At 67.7% G+C, this 17,175-nt stretch carries 17 protein-coding genes; 6 read left to right on the top strand and 11 right to left on the bottom strand.

What is annotated here, in order from left to right:
- Positions 1 to 157 precede the first annotated feature (157 nt).
- The 8 genes from WDM86_04245 to WDM86_04210 form a co-directional block, all read right to left on the bottom strand.
- Positions 158 to 1,543 (bottom strand): ATP-binding protein, encoded by a 1,386-nt coding sequence (locus WDM86_04245; protein MEI9989229.1) that lies wholly within the window; start codon positions 1,541 to 1,543, stop codon positions 158 to 160.
- Positions 1,544 to 1,773: 230 nt separating this feature from the next.
- A complete protein-coding gene (rpoN, locus tag WDM86_04240) occupies positions 1,774 to 3,300 on the bottom strand; it encodes an RNA polymerase factor sigma-54 (protein MEI9989228.1) in 1,527 nt (508 codons plus the stop codon).
- Positions 3,301 to 3,322: 22 nt separating this feature from the next.
- A complete protein-coding gene (lptB, locus tag WDM86_04235; protein MEI9989227.1) occupies positions 3,323 to 4,102 on the bottom strand; it encodes an LPS export ABC transporter ATP-binding protein in 780 nt (259 codons plus the stop codon).
- Positions 4,103 to 4,164: 62 nt separating this feature from the next.
- Positions 4,165 to 4,686, bottom strand: a complete 522-nt coding sequence (locus WDM86_04230) for an LptA/OstA family protein (protein MEI9989226.1) — start codon at positions 4,684 to 4,686, stop codon at positions 4,165 to 4,167.
- Positions 4,683 to 5,360: an LPS export ABC transporter periplasmic protein LptC gene (gene lptC / locus WDM86_04225; GenBank protein MEI9989225.1), complete on the bottom strand. Its 678-nt coding sequence runs from the start codon at positions 5,358 to 5,360 to the stop codon at positions 4,683 to 4,685. Before lptC ends, WDM86_04230 begins: the two co-directional genes overlap by 4 nt.
- 29 nt (positions 5,361 to 5,389) lie before the next feature.
- Entirely contained in the window at positions 5,390 to 6,412 is a 1,023-nt protein-coding gene (locus WDM86_04220) for a KpsF/GutQ family sugar-phosphate isomerase (protein MEI9989224.1), read from the bottom strand.
- 312 nt (positions 6,413 to 6,724) lie between these two features.
- On the bottom strand, positions 6,725 to 7,336 hold the full coding sequence (locus WDM86_04215; protein MEI9989223.1) for a hypothetical protein: 612 nt from the start codon (positions 7,334 to 7,336) through the stop codon (positions 6,725 to 6,727).
- A 105-nt stretch (positions 7,337 to 7,441) separates the two neighbouring features.
- A complete protein-coding gene (locus tag WDM86_04210; GenBank protein MEI9989222.1) occupies positions 7,442 to 7,687 on the bottom strand; it encodes a hypothetical protein in 246 nt (81 codons plus the stop codon).
- Positions 7,688 to 7,759: 72 nt separating this feature from the next.
- Here WDM86_04210 and WDM86_04205 point away from each other — a divergent pair, with 72 nt between their 5' ends.
- Complete coding sequence (locus WDM86_04205; protein ID MEI9989221.1) at positions 7,760 to 8,488, top strand: ZIP family metal transporter; 729 nt, start codon at positions 7,760 to 7,762, stop codon at positions 8,486 to 8,488.
- A gap of 17 nt (positions 8,489 to 8,505) precedes the next feature.
- Here the strand turns inward: WDM86_04205 and WDM86_04200 are convergent, their stop codons facing one another.
- Positions 8,506 to 9,897: a hypothetical protein gene (locus tag WDM86_04200; GenBank protein MEI9989220.1), complete on the bottom strand. Its 1,392-nt coding sequence runs from the start codon at positions 9,895 to 9,897 to the stop codon at positions 8,506 to 8,508.
- A 255-nt stretch (positions 9,898 to 10,152) separates the two neighbouring features.
- Entirely contained in the window at positions 10,153 to 11,781 is a 1,629-nt protein-coding gene (locus tag WDM86_04195) for an MFS transporter (GenBank protein ID MEI9989219.1), read from the bottom strand.
- A gap of 247 nt (positions 11,782 to 12,028) precedes the next feature.
- Here WDM86_04195 and WDM86_04190 point away from each other — a divergent pair, with 247 nt between their 5' ends.
- Positions 12,029 to 12,520, top strand: coding sequence for a MarR family transcriptional regulator (locus WDM86_04190; protein MEI9989218.1), 492 nt, complete (start codon positions 12,029 to 12,031; stop codon positions 12,518 to 12,520).
- 53 nt (positions 12,521 to 12,573) lie between these two features.
- Here WDM86_04190 and WDM86_04185 read toward each other — a convergent pair whose 3' ends face one another.
- A complete protein-coding gene (locus tag WDM86_04185; GenBank protein MEI9989217.1) occupies positions 12,574 to 13,458 on the bottom strand; it encodes an SDR family NAD(P)-dependent oxidoreductase in 885 nt (294 codons plus the stop codon).
- 215 nt (positions 13,459 to 13,673) lie between these two features.
- Here WDM86_04185 and WDM86_04180 point away from each other — a divergent pair, with 215 nt between their 5' ends.
- From WDM86_04180 to mobA, 4 genes are read left to right on the top strand one after another with little or no spacing between them, the layout of a single operon-like run.
- Entirely contained in the window at positions 13,674 to 14,723 is a 1,050-nt protein-coding gene (locus WDM86_04180; protein ID MEI9989216.1) for a PEP/pyruvate-binding domain-containing protein, read from the top strand.
- Between the two features lie 7 nt (positions 14,724 to 14,730).
- The gene (locus tag WDM86_04175; GenBank protein ID MEI9989215.1) at positions 14,731 to 15,186 is read left to right on the top strand and encodes a biotin/lipoyl-containing protein; all 456 of its coding nucleotides are present in this window, start codon (positions 14,731 to 14,733) and stop codon (positions 15,184 to 15,186) included.
- On the top strand, positions 15,183 to 16,520 hold the full coding sequence (locus tag WDM86_04170) for a biotin carboxylase N-terminal domain-containing protein (protein ID MEI9989214.1): 1,338 nt from the start codon (positions 15,183 to 15,185) through the stop codon (positions 16,518 to 16,520). The genes WDM86_04175 and WDM86_04170 overlap by 4 nt, the downstream gene beginning before the upstream one ends.
- The gene (mobA, locus tag WDM86_04165; GenBank protein ID MEI9989213.1) at positions 16,517 to 17,113 is read left to right on the top strand and encodes a molybdenum cofactor guanylyltransferase MobA; all 597 of its coding nucleotides are present in this window, start codon (positions 16,517 to 16,519) and stop codon (positions 17,111 to 17,113) included. Before WDM86_04170 ends, mobA begins: the two co-directional genes overlap by 4 nt.
- Positions 17,114 to 17,175: the final 62 nt, after the last annotated feature.

The following is a 17,175-nucleotide window of genomic DNA, read 5'->3' as shown; positions in this document are numbered from 1 at the left end:
TTCTGTGCTGGCCCAGACACTGTTTGCGTCACAAATGTTCCGCTTTCAAGACATGCGCCCAACGCGAAAGGGCGCGGGTGTGTAGGCCCAGCTTTTCCCAATGTCAATTCTGCAATTAACGATGTCGGGAAGGCCGCGATTCTTCGCGCGGAACGGCTCAGGCGGCGCGCGCGAGCGGCAGGCTGACGCGGAAGCCGGTGCCTTCCTTCAGCCCCTCGACCAGCGATATGCGCCCGCCATTCGCGTTGACCAGGACCTCGCAGATGTTGAGCCCCAGGCCCATGCCGGCGTCTTTCGTCGTCACGAAGGGCTGGAACAGATTCTCGCGCACCCGGATCGGCAGGCCGGGGCCGGTGTCCTGCACGATGACGTTGGCGAAGCCCGCGTCGCCGCGCTCGGTCACGATCAGCAATTCGCGCTTGTCGAGAGGACGCATGGCCTCGACGCTGTTGCAGATGAGATTGGTGAGGACCTGCTGGACCTGCACCGCGTCGATCGCCACCGGCGGCAGATTCGCCTCGAGCTTCAGCGTCACCTCGACCTTTTCGTCGAGGGCGCTGTAGGTCGCGAGCGACAAGGACCGCTTCACGACATCTGCGAGGTCCTGCGAGGAGCGGGCGCTCTCGCGCTTCTCGACGAACTTGCGCAGGTTCTTGATGATTTCGCCGGCGCGCCGGGTCTGCTCGGCCGCCTTGCCGATGATGTCCGGCAGGCCGGCCATCCCGTCGGGCTCGGCGGATTTGAGCGTGCGCTTGGCGGCCGCGATATAGTTCGCGATCGCCGACAGGGGCTGGTTGAGTTCGTGCGCGATGGCCGCCGTCATCTGGCCCATCATGTTCAGCCGGGCAACCCTCAGGAGCTCCGCCTGCAGATCGCGCAGGGCGCGTTCCGATATCCGACGCTCGGCGAGCAGCTTCTCCTTCTGCGCGAGAAGCGACTGGGTCTGCTGGACCACGGCCCGCAGACTCACGATGTGTTCGGCGGTGGCGGCGGCTTCGGCGAGGACGTTGGCGAAACCGGTCAGGAACACGATGTCGTAGCGGTCGAATTTGCGCGCGGTCGCGCTGTCGACCTCCAGCACGCCCCAGGGCCCGCCCCGGCCCTTGATCAGGACATCGACGGTCGAGACGATGCCGTGTTCCGCGTAGAACGGCGCAAGCTTGTAGCCCGTGCCCTTCGCGATGTCCTTGAGGATCACCGGCTCGCCGGTGACGAAGGCGCGGCCCTGCGTCGAGCTTTCGTCGGCCGCCGAAACGACATGGCCGACCACGCCCGTATGCCAGCCGCAACCCGCCACGACCAGAAGATCGTTCTTGTCCGCGCGGTAGCGGCAGACCTTGGCGAACGGCACGTCCAGACTGGCGGCGCAGATGCGGGCCGCCTGCTTCAATATCTTCTGCAGGTCGGCCTCGCCGAAGGCGAAGCTGCCGAACTCGGCCAGGGCCGCCTGCTGCCGCAGCAATTTGTCCATCGTCTTGGTTGTGGCATCGGTGCGCGGCGCCGCAACCGGCGATTGATCCGGGGTCGATGTCGTAACGATCACGTCCGGCCCTCCAGGTAATGCGAGACGCCACGGCCTCCAAGAGGCCGCGTGCATTCCCGCGAGGCCGGCAACGCACCGCCGAAGGCCGGATCCGGCAACTTTCAACGAAGTTGAGCGTCGGATCCGGCAAACGGGCCCAAAATCTCCGAACGTCGAATTGTGCTGACGCTTCCTAACCTTGTCGTAACGTGAGTCGCGAAGGGACGTTCCGGATAGTTCCGTGCCGAACCCTAGCGAAATGCCGAGGCTTGCGGTTCCTGCGCGCCCTTGAGGCGGCGGCGCTCCACCGAGGAGGGGATGCGCATGGCCTCGCGGTATTTGGCGACGGTGCGGCGCGCGATGTTCACGCCGTCGGCGGTGAGCAGCGAGACGATGCGGTCGTCGGAGAGGATCTCGATGGGCTGCTCGTTCTGGATCATCTCGCGGATGCGGTCGCGCACCGCTTCGGCGGAGTGCGCCTCGGCGCCGTTGATCGACTGGATCGAGGCGGTGAAGAAGTATTTCAGCTCGAACAGCCCGCGCGGCGTGGAGATGTACTTGTTCGAGGTGACGCGGCTGACGGTGGATTCGTGCATGCCGATGGCGTCGGCGATGGTGCGCAGGTTCAAGGGGCGCAGGTGGCGCACGCCATAGGTCAGGAAGCCGTCCTGCTGGCGCACGATCTCGGTGGAGACCTTCAGGATGGTGCGGGCGCGCTGGTCCAGGCTCTTGACCAGCCAGTTGGCGTTGTTGAGGCACTCGGTGAGGTAGTTCTTCGAATCCTTGTCGCGGGCGCCCTTGGAGACCTTGGCGAAGTAACGGGCGTTGACCAGGAGGCGCGGCAGCGTGTCGGAGTTGAGCTCGATCGCCCAGCCGCCATCGGCGCCGACGCGCACGAAGACGTCGGGCACGACCGGCTGTACCGGCTCGCTGCCGAAGGCGAGGCCGGGCTTGGGGGTCAGGCCGCGGATCTCGGCGATCATGTCGGCGACGTCGTCGGTGTCGACGCCGCAAAGCTGCGACAGCGCGGAGAGGTCGCGGCGGGCGACGAGGTCGAGCCGCGTCAGGAGCGCGGCGATGGCGGGATCGTAGCGGTTCTGGGATTTGAGTTGGAGCGCGAGGCATTCGGCGAGATCGCGCGCGCCGACCCCGACCGGATCGAAGCCCTGCAGCGTCGTCAGCACGTCCTTCACCATCGCGAGATCGGCGCCCATGCGCTCGGCGATGTCGGCGATGTCGGCGCGCAGATAGCCGGCCTCGTCGATCGAATCGATCAGCGTCAGGCAGATCAGCCGCTTCTCGGCGGAGAGCGCGGCGATGCCGACCTGGTCGAGCAGATGGTCCTTGAGCGTGCCGCCGTCGGCCAGGGTGGATTCCAGAAGATCTTCGTCGCCCTCGAAACTGTTGCCGGACTTGACGGTGCTCCAGTCGGTGAGCTGGGCGTTTTCGCGCGGGCCGGCCGGTTGCGGCGGCTCGGCGTCGTACATGTTGTCGTGGCTGGCGGGATCGAGGTCGGCGACCTTGGAGAAATCCTCGCGCGCTAGCGCGGCGTCGAGCGCCTCGGATTTCGCCGGCGCCTCGACGAATTCGCGCTCCGGCTCGCCGGCCAGCGCCCCGTCGTCGCGTTCGAGCAGGGGATTGCGCTCGAGCTCCTGCTCGCAATATTCGGCGAGCTCGACATTCGACAATTGCAGCAGCTTGATCGCCTGCTGCAATTGCGGGGTCATGACAAGGCCCTGGCCCTGCCGGATCTCCAGCCTTTGTCCTACGCCCGCCATGTCGCCGCCCCGGTGCCCATGGCTATAGCGAGAACCTCTCGCCCAGATAGACGCGCCGCACGTCGCGGTCGGCGACGATCTCGGCCGGCGTGCCCTCTTTCATGACCTGGCCGTCATGCAGGATGTAGGCGCGGTCGATGATGTCGAGCGCGTCGCGCACATTGTGGTCGGTGATCAGCACGCCGATGCCGCGGTCCTTCAGATGGACCACGAGGTCGCGGATTTCCGCAACGGCGATGGGATCGATGCCCGCGAGCGGCTCGTCGAGCAGGATGTAGGACGGATGGGTCGCCAGCGCGCGGGCGATCTCGACGCGGCGGCGCTCGCCGCCCGACAGCGCGATGGCCGGGGTCTGGCGGACATGGCCGATGCCGAACTCGGCGAGCAATTCCTCGACCATGGCGTTGAGGCGGTTGGGATCGGGCTCGATCAATTCGGCGGTGGCGCGGATGTTCTCTTCGGCGGTGAGGCCGCGGAAGATCGACGCCTCCTGCGGCAGATAGCCGATGCCGAGCCGGGCGCGGCGGTACATCGGCATGCGGGTGACGTCGACGCCGTCGACCTCGATGGTGCCGGCATCGGCCGGAACGAGGCCGGAGATCATGTAGAAGCAGGTCGTCTTGCCGGCGCCGTTGGGGCCGAGCAGGCCCACCACTTCGCCGCGCTTCAAGGTGAGGCTCACCGAGCGGACGACGGGGCGGCGGTTATAGGCCTTGGCGATGCGCGTGGCGACGAGCCCCTTGCCGCCTTCGATCACGCGAGGGCGGGCGGATGTTTCGGAGAGGCTGTCGCTGATGCTCATCTTTGCGTTCACAGTTTCCGGCAAGAACCATGCCTATTCGTCTTTAAGGAAGGATGAAGCCGTCATTTGCCGCCGGTCTGCGGCGGAGGCGTGAAAATTCCCTGAACGCGGCCGCCATGCGTGCCGGCGACGCCGCCGCCGAGCTTGGCGACGCCGGTGACGAGGTTCACCGTGAGCTGCTGGCCGCGCATCACGTTCTTCTCCTTGGTCAGCACGACATGGCCGGTCAGGGTCGCGATGCGCGGACCGACCTCGTAGACGCCGGAATCGCCGGTCGCGGTTCCGGAGTTCGGCGAGTCGATGACGATATGGCCGTTGGCGAATGCCCGGTCGGCATGGCCGTCGACGATGAGGATGCGCACCGTGTCGGCGCGCAGCCGCATGTCGCCCTGGTGGATGACGACGTTGCCGGTATAGGTGCCGTTGATGACGCCGGGGCCCGATTTCACGGGCGCCTTCTCGGCGACGAAATTATCGGCCGACACGTCGATCGGCTCGCTGGAATTGTGGTGGATGGCCGCCGCGGGATCGGCCAGCGCGGGACCGGCGCCAAGCAGCAGGCAAAGAAGGAGCGCGCGCCTCACTTGCGGGAGGCCGGCGGCTGGATGGTCATGTGGACATGCCCGTGTAGCTGGATCTCGCCGCTGTTGCGGTCGACGTCGAAAGTATCGGCGCGGAACGTGCCCATCGGCCCCTGCCCGTTCACCGCGACCGGGCCGTGGAACAGGCCCTTCTTGAGGTCGATATCGACCCGTTCGGTGTGGATCTCGTATCCGTCGTCGGAGAACACGGCGATGCCGCCGCCCAGCGCCAGCGCGCCCTTGTCCATGTCGATATAGCCCTTGGCCGCGGTGGCGTTCAGCCAGCGGGTCTTGTCGATGGTCATGTCGGCCTGCACGGTCTTGAGCGTCGCGCGGCGGACATCCGACGGGTCCTGCACCGCCGCGTCGGCGGTGATGACGAAGGGATTGCCCTTGCGGTCGGTGCCGGTCAGGCGCGGCTTGGTCATCGTCAGATCGTTGTTGATGATGGTCCAGTTCTCGGTCGCCAGCGACATCTTCTCCGACTGGCGCGGCATCAGCGAATAGGCGATCACGGCGGCGATCAGCAGCCCGGCGGCGATCGGCAGCACCCGCTTCATCACCACCACGAAGCGCGAATAGCGCAGCGCGTTCATCGCCGTGTCGCGGGTCCGCGCCGTCCAGTCGCGCTGCGAGCGGACGCGCCCGTTCGGCGGCGGGGATATCGGTTGTGCCACGGCCTCGCCCACGGTGTCGCGCCTCGACCTCACGAAAGGCCCGCGCGCAGGATGTCGTGCACGCTGAGGAAGCCGACCGGGCGGCGCAGCTCGTCCTTCGGATCGACGACGAAGAGATAGGTCACTTTCGGCGGCCTGGCGTTCATGAAGGTGAGCGCCTCGGAGGCCAGCATGTCCGGCCCCACGGTCTTCGGCCTGGGCGTCATCACGCCCTCGGCCCGCTTGTTGAGCAGGTCGTCTTCCATGTGGCGGCGCAGATCGCCGTCGGTGATGATGCCGATGAGGCTGCCCGTGTCGTCGACCACGCCGGCATAGCCGGCGATGCCGAACTTGGCCGAGGTCATCACCATGATCGCCTCGCGCATCGGCGTTTGCGGCCCGACCAGCGGCAGTTCCTCGCCCTTGTGCATGATGTCGCCGACGCGGATCAGTTTCTTGCCGAGCGCGCCGGCGGGATGGAAATCGCGATACTGGTCGGCGGAGAAGCCGCGCCGCTCCATCAGCGCCACCGCCAGCGCGTCGCCGAGCGCCAGCATCATCGTGGTCGAGGTCGTCGGCGCCAGGCCCATCGGGCAGGCCTCCTGCGCCTTGGGCAGGAGGAGCGGGATGTCGGAAGCCTGGAGCAGGCGCGAGTCGGGATTGTTCGCCATGCCGATCAGCGGAATGGAAAGCCGCTTGCCGTAGGTGATGAGATCGGTCAGCTCGGCGGTCTCGCCGGAATTGGACAGCATCAGAAGCGCGTCGGCGCGCGTGACCATGCCGAGGTCGCCATGGCTGGCTTCGGCGGGGTGCAGGAACAAGGCCGGGGTGCCGGTGGAGGCGAGCGTGGCGGCGATCTTGCGCGCGACGTGGCCCGACTTGCCCATGCCGCTGACGATCACGCGGCCCTTGACCGCGAGGATGGCGTCGATGGCGCGGGAGAACTCGCCGTTCAGCGTCTCGCCGAGCACCGTGATGGCGTCTGTGGCGTGGCGCAAGACCCGGCGCGCGGCGGCGATGTCGCGGGCTTTGACGGCAGCCGGACGGACGCTACGGATCTTGGCGGGCGTCATGGAGTCCCTTGTTTTTATTGGCGATGCCCGTGTGGCTCGCCTTTCTTGTCCCGGTCGCGACCTCGGCGGATCGCGCTTGTAAGCGAAAATCGTGCCAAATGTGTCTCAGCCGGGCGGCCGGTTCAAGTTACTTTATTGCGGCGCGGTAAACGGGGCGTTTACCAAACTTCCTCCCCCCCGCTGTGGCGGGGGAGTTGCCGAGCGCAGCGAGGCGGAGGGGGCCAGTGCTGGCGTCGGCCCCCTCCGTCATGCCTTCGCTTCGCTACGGCATGCCACCTCCCCCGCGACAGCGGGGGAGGAAAGGCGCGGCGATCAATGCGCGAAAATATCCACGTCTCCCCAGCCGGCGAGGTCGAGCTCGGCGCGGGCGGGGAGGAAGTCGAAGCAGGCCTTGGCCAGCGCCGTGCGGTGCTCGCGCGCCAGCATGGCGTCGAGCGCATCCTTGAGCCGGTGCAGGAAGGCGACGTCGTTGGCGGCGTAGGCGAGCTGCTTCTCGGTCAGCACGGGGGCGCCCCAGTCGGAGCTCTGCTGCTCCTTCGACAGATCGACGCCGAGGAGTTCCTTCACAAGGTCCTTCAGGCCGTGTTTGTCCGTGTACGTCCGAACCAGCTTGGAGGCGATCTTGGTGCAGTAGATCGGCGCGGTGACGACGCCGAGATATCGGCGGAACATGGCGACATCGAAGCGCGCGAAGTGGAACAGCTTGGTCACGTTCGGGTCGGCCAGCAACTTTTTCAGATTGGGCGCGGCGTATTCGCCGGGCGCGAACTGGACCGCGTGGCATACGCCGTCGCCGGCGGAGAGCTGCACCAAGCACAGCCGGTCGCGGAACGGGTTGAGGCCCAGGGTCTCGCTGTCGATGGCGACGAGCGGGCCGAGGTCGAGATTGGCGGGCAGATCGCCCTTGTGCAGCTTGATCTTCATGCGCGGCCTTCCACGCGCGACGCGCGATAGAGTCTCCGGAACAGAACCGGGATCGGTATGGAGAGAAAATCCGCCGCAGGCAAGGCTAAACGCGGGCCGGCGCGGTCACCCTTCGCCGGTGACGGGCGTCCAGGCCGGCGGATCGCTGGCGGGAAAGCTCTCGTCGGACGATTCGTCCACCGGATCGGGCCGGCGCTTCGGCGGGCTCTTGCGTTTGACCGGGCGCTTCTTCCTGGCCGGAGCCTTCTTTTTGGCAGGCGCCTTCCTGCGCGCCGGCGCGGTCTTGCGGACCGGCTTGGCGACCTTCTTCTTTTTCGCTTTTTTCGCTGTGCGCTTCTTGGCGGCGGCCATGATCATCCCGTGCGTCGGAAAACGAATGCTATGGTATGACCCACGAGACACGCAACCGCACGCAACCCGTCCATGGCTTCATTGTTGATCGCGTCGGCCGCTTTCGCGGCGACGATGCTGGGCGGCCTTGTCGCCCTGCGCCTCAAGGACCGGCTCCACCTGATCCTGGGCTTCAGCGCCGGCGCGGTGGTGGGCGTCGCGTTCTTCGATCTTTTGCCCGAGGCGGTGCGCCTGGCGCCGGCCGATCCGGCGGCGACGATGGTCTGGGTGGCGGCAGGGTTCCTGTTCTACCTGCTGCTCGACCGCGTCGCGCTGCTGCACGGCCATGACGCGGGCGAGGATCACGGCCATGGACACAGCCACGCGCCGCCGCGCAGCGCGCTCGGCGCCGTCACGCTGGTGGCGCACAGCGTGTTCGACGGGCTGGCGGTCGGCTTCGCCTTCCAGGTGTCGGCCACAATCGGGCTGACGGTGGCGATCGCGGTGGTGACGCATGATTTCTCCGACGGGATCAACACGATGAACGTCGTGTTGAAGAACGGCGGAACGCGGAGCGACGGACTGCGCTGGCTGTTCGCCGATGCCGTGGCGCCGGCGGTGGGCGTCGGCCTCACCTTTCTCGTGCATCCGGCGGGGCCGGCTTTCGCGACCGTGCTGGCGGTGTTCGCGGGGTTGTTTCTTTATCTCGGCGCCAGCGACCTGGTACCGGAAAGCCAGCACGCGCATCCCAAATTCCTCACCACGATCATGACGGTGTTGGGGGCGGCGCTGATCTATGTGGCGACAGCGCTGGCGCCATAACAAGCGGCGGACCGATCCTACAGCCGGTCCTGGCGGCGCGAGATGATGAAGGACTCGTCCCAGAACCACAGGCCGCCATGCTTGTGCACGACCTCCTGCGTCGCTTCGAGATAGGCATCGCTCGCCATCGCGCCAGCCAGGCGCTCGTCGTCGATCTGGGCGACGAAGATCGCCGCGTTCCATGCCGCGAGCAGCGTCGAGGTGCCCATGTGGCTGCTGATTTCGTTCGGCAGCGTGTGCATGTCGTAGCGAAACAGCGAACGCGCGTCGGCGTTGGCGTGGAACGTCACGTCGCGCGCGTCCTTGCCGAGCTCCTCTTTCACGACGCGCAGCAATTGATGGCGGTCGACGGTGAACGGATTCTCGTCCGGCCAGACCTTGCGGATGATCTCGAGGCCCGGATCGTCGCCGTGCGAATGGATGCCGAGCAGGCGGCCGCCGGGGCCGAGCGCGCGCACCAAGGGCGCGATCACCCGGCGGGCGCGGAAGTCCAGCGGGGCGCGGGCGCGATAGGGCTGCGAGGCGATGACGAGGTCGTAGTCCGCCTTCGGCACGCCCTGGCGCGGCCGCACCGCGTCGAGCAGGAATTTGTAGTCGGCGCGATAGATCACCAGCGCCACCGGCTTTTCATAGACCGGATTGCCCGAGCGCGGGCTGATCTGGGCGCCCCAGTTCCGCGACAGGAAGGGCTGCAGCTCGGCGATCTGCCGTTCGAAATCGTGCGCCGTGTCGCCGGCCAGCACCAGCTCGTGCCACACCATGCTCTGCGCCGCCGCCACCGATTTCGGCGTCAGCCAGGGCGCCTCGGTGTAGTTCATGTTGGTCATGACGAGGCAGGTCGCGGGATGCTCGAAGAAGCGGTCGGGCATCTTCTCCAGCGTGAGGCGCACGTCCTCCAGGCTGATCTCCTTGCCGACGATGTGGAACGGCACGGCGGGGAAGCGATGATGCATCGCGCGCATGACGCGCGTCAGGATGGTGCCGTCGCCGACGCCGGCGTCGAACAGGCGGACCGCGGGCGGCTGGGGATGGATGTTGGAAAGCTCGTGGCTGACGCGGTCGGCGATGACCCATTTCTCGGAACAGGTCGTGACGAACAGCAGGTATTTCTGGCGATTGTCGTAGAAGCGGAATTTCGCCTCCGGGTCGCGGCCGGGCGCGGCCATCGACAGCCGCGCGACGCGGGCATGGCCGTTGGCATAGGCGGTGGGCCGGCGGCGCAGGGGCTGCTCGACCGTGCGCATGAAGACCTGCATGCGTTCGAGCGTCTCGTGGGTGACGCGGCCGCCGGTGCGCAGCCGGCTCATCAGCTTGCCGTCGTTGATCGCGAGCCGGCCGAAAGTGGATTCGGCCAGGCCGTGCTTGCGGCAGTAATCGGCGATCTCGTCGACAAGCGCATGGCTTTCCATGTCGCCGCCTCCCTGGGTTCCTCGGCGGCGATTCGTATGCGCGACATACGAAATGGTCAAGCGAACGGCCGCCCACACGGCAAGTGGGAGATCGTGGGATATCTAACTGGGCAGTCCCGCTACCCGCCAGGAAGCGCACTTTCTCGTGATTTTTTGGGCTGACATTGTATCCCAGGCGCTATCGCGGATGGGGTTTGCCCACGATGCGCCGATAGCGGCGGAAGAAATCGTATGTTCAACGTACGAAATCCGCGGTCAGACCGGCTCGCCGGCGGCGCGGGCGAGCGCGACGAGATTGGCCTCCGTCGCGGCGATGTGGCGGATCGCCACCGCCATGCAGAGGATCACCAGCGGGATCGCGGCATAGACGCTGAGCATCGCGACATACAGATTGCCCGTCGTGTCGCTGACGAGCCCGACGGTGTAAGGACCGAGGCCGAGGCCGAACATCGTCATGGCGAGGGTCAGCGCCGCCGCCGCGGTGCCGCGCATGCGCGGCAGGACCAGCTCCTGCGTCGCCGCCGCCAGGCCGGCGAGCCAGGCGGTGACGATGGTGCCGAGTATCAGCCACCACGCCATCATGATCTCCAGCGTCGGCGCCGCGAGCATGGCGGGCGCGATCGGCACCGAGCCGACCATGGCCGCGAGCGAGACATAGAGCCGGCCGCGCGGCGAGCGGCGGCGCGCCCAATCCGCCAGCACGCCGCCGAGATAGGTGCCGATCAGCCCAGCCGAGGCAGCGACCAGCCCCATCTCGAAGCCGACGCGCGCCAGCGACAGCTTGTAGGTGGTGACGGCGTAGAACGGCGCCCAGGAGGTCAGGCCGTAATTGAGGATCATGTTGAACGAGGCGGCGCCCATCAGGCCGAGCATCGCCGGGGACCGGAAGATCAGCGCATAGGCCGGCGCGTCGCGCAGCCGCAGCGACTGCGCCCAGGAGAACACGCCGTAGAGCCCGACGCCGAGCGCGGTCCATTGCACGGTGTGGCCGGTGATCACGAGGCCGCCGATGTCGAACAGCACATGGCGCTTGGCCGCCGGCACGATGCCGTTGGTGAAATCGATCAGCGCGACCGCGGCGGCCGCGATTGCGGCGAGCACCAGCAGATGCGTTATCCAGATGCGGCGTGGCGCCTTGAGGACGAACAGATTGGCCAGCGTCAGCGGCGGCACGATGGCGAGAAGCTCGGCCAGGAAGGCGGGAAAGGGTTTGCCGGCGACCGTCTGCACCAGGCCGTCGGCGGCGCCGCGCTTGGGCTCGCGCACCCACCACAGAAGCGCGGCGACGGGAAATCCCGGCAGACCGACGATGACGAACGCCGCCTGCCAGGCTTTGAGGCCGAGCGGCGCGCCGCCGGCGCCGAACCAGCCGTGCCACAGATCGACGATGCTGCCGCCGAACCACAGCGAGCCGCCGAGGCCGAAGGAGACGCCGCAGGAATAGAGCGCGATGGCGGTGGCGCGCTGCTCCTTGGGGAAATAATCGGAGAGCAGCGAATAGGTCGCCGAATTGGCGGTCGCCTCGCCGACGCCCACGCCCATGCGCGCGATGACGAGCTGGGTGAGGTTGGCGGCGAAGCCGCTGAACATGGTCATCGCCGACCAGCCGATCAGCCCCAGCGCCATCAGCCTGCCGCGCAGCCAGACGTCGGCGACACGGCCGAGCGGAATGCCGAACAGCGAATAGAACACCGCGAAGGTGGTGCCGTAGAGCAGGCCGAACTCGGCGTCGGACAGGCCCAGATCCGCCTTGATGGGCCCGGCCAGGATGGTGAGGATCTGCCGGTCGAGCAGGCTGAGCGCCAGCGCCGCCGTCAGGACGGCCAGCGCGTACCAGCGGTAGCCGCCGAGGGCGGGCGGCGGCGCGTCGTCGGGCTTGCTCACCGGACCCTCGCCCGGCGCGCGATCACGGATCTCATCGTTTCCCCCCGTTCGAGCGGCCTGCAAGGCGGCGCGGCCTGCATTCCGTTACGTTATGTGCGCTGCAGCGCGCCGAAAATGCCCGGGCGCGTCGCGCCTGGCGGCCCAAACCGGTCACATCGCTCGCGCGCGCGGATTGCATCCGGCGGGGGCGTTCCTGTAAGAGCGAAGGCACCCGCCCGCCGCAACCGAAAGTTCTCGAAGACCCGCGATGCTGACAAAAGACACGCCCGCTTCGCGCGTCCGCAAAACCAATGGCGGCGCATCCGCCGGCAAACCCAGGGTCGACCGCGCCAATCTGGACGGCCTGGTCGGCTTTCGCATGCGGATGGCCTATGTCGCGATCTCGCGGCGCTTCGCGTCGATCATGGCCAAGCTCGACCTGACCCAGAAGCAGACCGGCGTGCTGTGGATGATCGGCGCCAATGGCGGCATCTCGCAGGTGACGCTGGCGAACGAGCTCGGCATGGACCGCGCCTCGATGATGGCGATCATCGACCGGCTGGCCGACCGCCAGCTCCTGATCCGCGAGCGCTCCAGCAGCGACGGGCGCCGCCAGGAGCTCTACCTGACGCCGAAGGGCCAGAAGGTGCTGGCGCAATCGCGTGCCGCGGTCGCCGAGCACGAGAAGTGGATCGCCGAATGCGTCGGCAAGGCCGAAATCGCCGACCTTCTGGGCCTTCTGCGGCGCATCGATCGCTAGGGACATCGCCGCTCGATCCGCACGGCGTGCATCGCATCCGATCATGTCGGCGCCTAATGCAGCTTGGCTTTGGCAACGGTCTCGCGGCGGAATTGCTCGATCGCGAGCCGCTTGGGATCGACCGGGCCTTCCGGCAGCTCCGACAATATGTCGTTGAAAATCTCGCGCAGCTCCTCGCGGAATTCGGGATGCGGGAAGATATGGAGGTCGTTGCGCCGGATGCCGGCCAGCACCTTCTCGCCAACCTCGACCGGATCCATCCCCGCCTTGTTGATGTCGGGGAGATGCACCATGAACTCTTCGTCCACCGGACCCTTGTTGCGCGACAGGCTCGCCGGGCGGACCATGTCGCTCTCGTGGATCGCGGTGTTGACGAGACCGGGGCACAGCACCGAGACGCCGATATTGTGCGGCGCCAGACTCCAGCGCAGGCTTTCGCTGAGGCCCCGCACGGCGAATTTCGACGCGGTGTAGATGCCCGCGGCGGGGCCGGTGATGAAGGCGGCCATCGAGGCGGTGTTGACGACCTGGCCGCCCTCGCCGTGCTTCTTGATGCGCGGCACGAAAGTGCGCACGCCGTTGACGACGCCGCCGAGATTGACGCCCATCACCCAGTCCCAATCCTCATAGGTGCATTCGTCCATCGGCGCGAACAGGTTGATGCCGGCATTGTTGCAGACGACGTGGACGTTTCCGAAGACGCGCTCGGCCTCGTCGGCGGCGGATGCCAGCGCGGCGCGGTCGGTCACGTCGAGACGGATGGGATGGACGCGCAGATTGGTCGCGGAGAACTGCGCCATCGCCGCGTCGATGTGATCCTGGCGGATGTCGGCGATCACCACCTTCATGCCGGCGGCGGCGAACACCTTTGCCATGCCGAGCCCGATGCCGCTGGCGCCGCCGGTGATGAAGGCGGTCTTGCCTTCGACGTCTCTCATCGCTCGCGCGCCTCCGCTCTGGCCCCGCGTCACGGCGGTCGCGAGGGAGCTTCCCGCCCTGGTGGCGCAGCTACTCCACCAACTGCGCACTAAAACGCGCTGTTGCAGGAAAACCGGAGAGGCCGAGCGAACGGAGCGTTGGCGGGCGCGGCGACGCCTGCTAACGATGGGCGAGCGGCTTTGCATTGCCGCCGGACAAAGGTGTGGTGTCACGCATGAACTTCGTGCTGGCCTTCAGCGAGATCGGTCTTGGCGACCGCCTGTCGGTCGGCGGCAAGGGCGCGAATCTGGGCGAGCTGACGCGCGCCGGCATCGCGCCGCCGCCCGGCTTCGTCGTCGCTACCGCCGCGTTCGAACGGTTCATGGCGGCGACCGGCGCCGGCGCGGATGTGCGGCGCGCGCTGGCGGAACTGCAAGCGGACGATCTTCCGGCCATCGATGCCGCGAGCCGCGCGATCCGCGAGCGGATCGAGGCGGCGCGTTTTCCCGAGGATGTCGAAGGCGCGATCTTGGCGGCGCATGCCGCGCTGTGCGCCGGCGATCCGTCGCAGCCGCTGGCGGTACGCTCCAGCGCGACGAGCGAGGACGGCGAGGATGCGAGCTTCGCCGGGCTGCAGGACACCTATCTGTGGCTGCGCGGACCTGAGAGCGTGCTGGCGCATGTGCGCCGCTGCTGGGCGAGCCTCTACAGCGTCGAGTCGCTCAATTATCGCCTGCGGCTGAAGCTGAGCGAGGACGGCCTCGCGATGGGCGTGGTCGTGCAGAAGATGGTGGACTCGCGCTGCTCCGGCGTGATGTTCACGCGCAGCCCGACGACGGGCGACCGCTCCGTCATCGTGATCGAGGGCGCCTATGGCCTGGGCTCGGCGATCGTCGGCGGCGAGGTCACGCCGGACAAGTACATCGTCGGCAAGGTGACGGGCGAGATCAGCGGACGCGCGGTGGCCGACAAGGCGGTGCAGCATCTGCCCGATTTCGACGCCGGCGGCGTGGTGGTGACCGAGGTGCCCGAGGCCGAGCGCGCCCTGCCCTGCCTGGCGGACGGCGAGATCGCGGCGCTGGCGGAGATCGGACGGCGCGTCGAGCGCTATTACGGCAAGCCGCAGGACATCGAATGGGCGGTGGCGCGCGGACCGAAGGCGGAGATCTTCCTGCTGCAAAGCCGACCCGAGACGGTGTGGAGCAAGCGCGACGCCCAGCCGGTGATCGCGCCCAAGGCGCGGGCCGTCGATCACATCTTCGCCGCCTTCGCCGGCAAGCGCTGAGGCGGCGATGAACCTCACCCGCGAGGACGTGGCCGAGATCGTGGGCCTGCTCGACAAGTCGGCGTTCGACGAGCTTCGCCTGGAGACCGACAAGTTCAAGCTGACGCTGCGCCGCTCCGGCGCCGGCGGCTGGACGCAGGAAAACGAAACGCGCGCCACGGCGCCGGCCGGTCCGGTGCTCGCGGTTGCGAAAGAAGCGGCCGCCGCGCTGGCGCCCGGCACCGTCGCGATCCGGCCGCCGCTCATGGGGACGTTCTACCGCGCGCCCAAGCCGGGCGCCGCGCCCTTCGTCGAAGTCGGATCGGCGGTCGAGCCGGACACCGCCATCGGCATCGTCGAGACGATGAAGCTGATGAATTCGGTGCCGGCGGGGGCGCGCGGCATCATCGAGTCGATCGCGGCACAGAACGGCGAATTCGTCGAGCAGGATCGCGTCCTGATGATCCTGCGCCTGACGCCATGATCCGGCGCATCCTGGTCGCCAATCGCGGCGAGATCGCGGTCCGGATCATCGAGACCTGCGCCAGGCTCGGCATCGAGACGGTGCTCGCGGCGTCGGCTGCCGATCTGGACGCGGTGCCGGCGCGGCGCGCCGACCGCGTCGTCTGCATCGGGCCGGCGCCGCCGGGGCAAAGCTATCTGAACGCGGCGGCCATCGTCGCAGCGGCGGTTGAGACCGGATGCGACGCGATCCATCCGGGCTATGGGTTTCTGTCCGAGAGCATCGTGCTGGCGGCGAAGGCGCGGGAGGCCGGGATCGTCTTCATCGGGCCGACGGCGGCGCAACTGGCCGGTGTCGGCGACAAGTTGCGCGCGCGTGAGCTGGCGGTGGCGGCGGGCCTGCCGGTGGTGCCGGGCGGCGCGGCGGGCAGCATCGAAGAAGCCGAGGCCATCGTCGCGCGGATCGGCTGTCCGATCCTGATCAAGGCGGTGGGTGGCGGCGGCGGGCGGGGCATGAAGCTGCTGCTCGATCCCAGGGACGCGCGCGATGCGATCGCGCTGGCGGCGGCGGAGGCCGAAGCGGCGTTCGCGGACGGCCGGGTCTATCTGGAACGCTTCGTGGCGCGCGGGCGGCATGTCGAGGTGCAGCTTGTCGGCGACGGCGAGACCGTCCTCCATTTGGGCGACCGCGATTGCTCGATCCAGCGGCGCTATCAGAAGATGGTCGAGGAAGCGCAGGCGCCGGGCCTGGACGAGGCGCTGCGCGCGCGGCTGCACGCGGCGGCGGTGGCGTTCGGACGCGCGCTGGCCTATCGCGGGCTTGGCACGGTGGAATTCCTGGTCGACGCCGAGCGCGGCGAATTCTATTTCCTGGAGATGAACGCGCGCATCCAGGTGGAGCATCCGATCACCGAGGCGATCACGGGACTCGACCTCGTCGCGGAGCAGATCGCGATCGCCGATGGGCGGCCTTTGCGCCTGGCGCAGGACGACGTCGCGTTCGCGGGCCACGCCATCGAATTCCGCATCAATGCGGAAGATTGCCTGCGCGACTTCAGGCCCAGCCCAGGCACGGTCACGCGCGCGGTGTTTCCCGCCGGCGAAGGGGTGCGCGTCGACACCCATGTCGAGGCCGGTTCGGCGATACCGCCGTTCTACGATTCGCTGGTGGCGAAGATCATCGTGCACGGGCAGGGCCGCGCCGAGGCGCTGGCGCGCGCGGCCCGCGCCCTGGCCGATTGCCGGATCGAAGGCATCGCGACCAACCTCGACATGCATCGCGCGCTGTTGGCGGACGCGGAGTTTCGCCGCGGCGGCGTCGACACCGCCTATTTCCCGCGCTTCTGGCGGACATGATCGCCGGCGTCATCCTGGCGGGCGGCGCCGGAACGCGGATCGGCGGCGACAAGGCGCTCGTGCCGTTCCGCGGGCGGACGCTGATCGAGGCGGTGATCGGGCGCGTGCAAGATCAGGTTGGTGAACTGGCGCTGAGCGTTCCCATAGCGAGAGTGGATGCGTATCGCGCGCGGCTGGGCATGCGGTTTGCACTTCTGGCCGACTCGCTTCCGGGCGACACCGGGCCGCTCGCCGGCGTGGTGAGAGGGCTGGAATGGGCGCGCGGGACGGCGAAGTGGCTCGCGACGTTTCCGTGCGACACGCCGTTCCTGCCGGACGATCTTGTCGCGCAATTGATGCGCGATGCGCCCGAGGCGCCGGTCGCGGCGCGAAGCGAAGGACGGATGCACGGCGTGTGCGCCGTGTGGCCGGTGTCGTGCCTGGAGCGGCTGCGTGCGGGCGTCGTCGAGGAGCACTGGCGCAGCCTGCACGGCGCGCTCGATCATCTCGGCGGCACGATCCGCGATATCGCGTGTGAAAGCGAGGCGTTCTTCAACGTCAACACGCCAGAGGATCTGGCGCGGGCCGAGGCCCTGGCACACGATGCGGTTTAACGCGCGTCGCTCACGAAGCCATCAAACAAATCTTCGTCATGGCCGGCTTTATGCCGGCCATG

The sequence above is a fragment of the Rhizomicrobium sp. genome (genome assembly GCA_037200045.1).
In the GTDB taxonomy this organism is placed as follows: Bacteria; Pseudomonadota; Alphaproteobacteria; order Micropepsales; family Micropepsaceae; genus Rhizomicrobium.
Note: the sequence above shows the minus strand (reverse complement) of the source record. Positions and strands in the feature narration are given on the sequence as shown.

Excerpts from the sequence above, each read along its gene's own strand:
- WDM86_04215 (MEI9989223.1), bottom strand. The coding sequence starts at position 7,336 with ATGAAGATCAAGCTGCACAAGGGCGATCTGCCCGCCAATCTCGACCTC.
- WDM86_04220 (MEI9989224.1), bottom strand. The coding sequence starts at position 6,412 with ATGACGCCCGCCAAGATCCGTAGCGTCCGTCCGGCTGCCGTCAAAGCC.
- WDM86_04210 (MEI9989222.1), bottom strand. The coding sequence starts at position 7,687 with ATGGCCGCCGCCAAGAAGCGCACAGCGAAAAAAGCGAAAAAGAAGAAG.
- WDM86_04185 (MEI9989217.1), bottom strand. The coding sequence starts at position 13,458 with ATGAGAGACGTCGAAGGCAAGACCGCCTTCATCACCGGCGGCGCCAGC.
- mobA (MEI9989213.1), top strand. The coding sequence starts at position 16,517 with ATGATCGCCGGCGTCATCCTGGCGGGCGGCGCCGGAACGCGGATCGGC.
- WDM86_04175 (MEI9989215.1), top strand. The coding sequence starts at position 14,731 with ATGAACCTCACCCGCGAGGACGTGGCCGAGATCGTGGGCCTGCTCGAC.
- WDM86_04190 (MEI9989218.1), top strand. The coding sequence starts at position 12,029 with ATGCTGACAAAAGACACGCCCGCTTCGCGCGTCCGCAAAACCAATGGC.
- WDM86_04170 (MEI9989214.1), top strand. The coding sequence starts at position 15,183 with ATGATCCGGCGCATCCTGGTCGCCAATCGCGGCGAGATCGCGGTCCGG.
- rpoN (MEI9989228.1), bottom strand. The coding sequence starts at position 3,300 with ATGGCGGGCGTAGGACAAAGGCTGGAGATCCGGCAGGGCCAGGGCCTT.
- WDM86_04200 (MEI9989220.1), bottom strand. The coding sequence starts at position 9,897 with ATGGAAAGCCATGCGCTTGTCGACGAGATCGCCGATTACTGCCGCAAG.
- lptB (MEI9989227.1), bottom strand. The coding sequence starts at position 4,102 with ATGAGCATCAGCGACAGCCTCTCCGAAACATCCGCCCGCCCTCGCGTG.
- WDM86_04205 (MEI9989221.1), top strand. The coding sequence starts at position 7,760 with ATGGCTTCATTGTTGATCGCGTCGGCCGCTTTCGCGGCGACGATGCTG.
- WDM86_04180 (MEI9989216.1), top strand. The coding sequence starts at position 13,674 with ATGAACTTCGTGCTGGCCTTCAGCGAGATCGGTCTTGGCGACCGCCTG.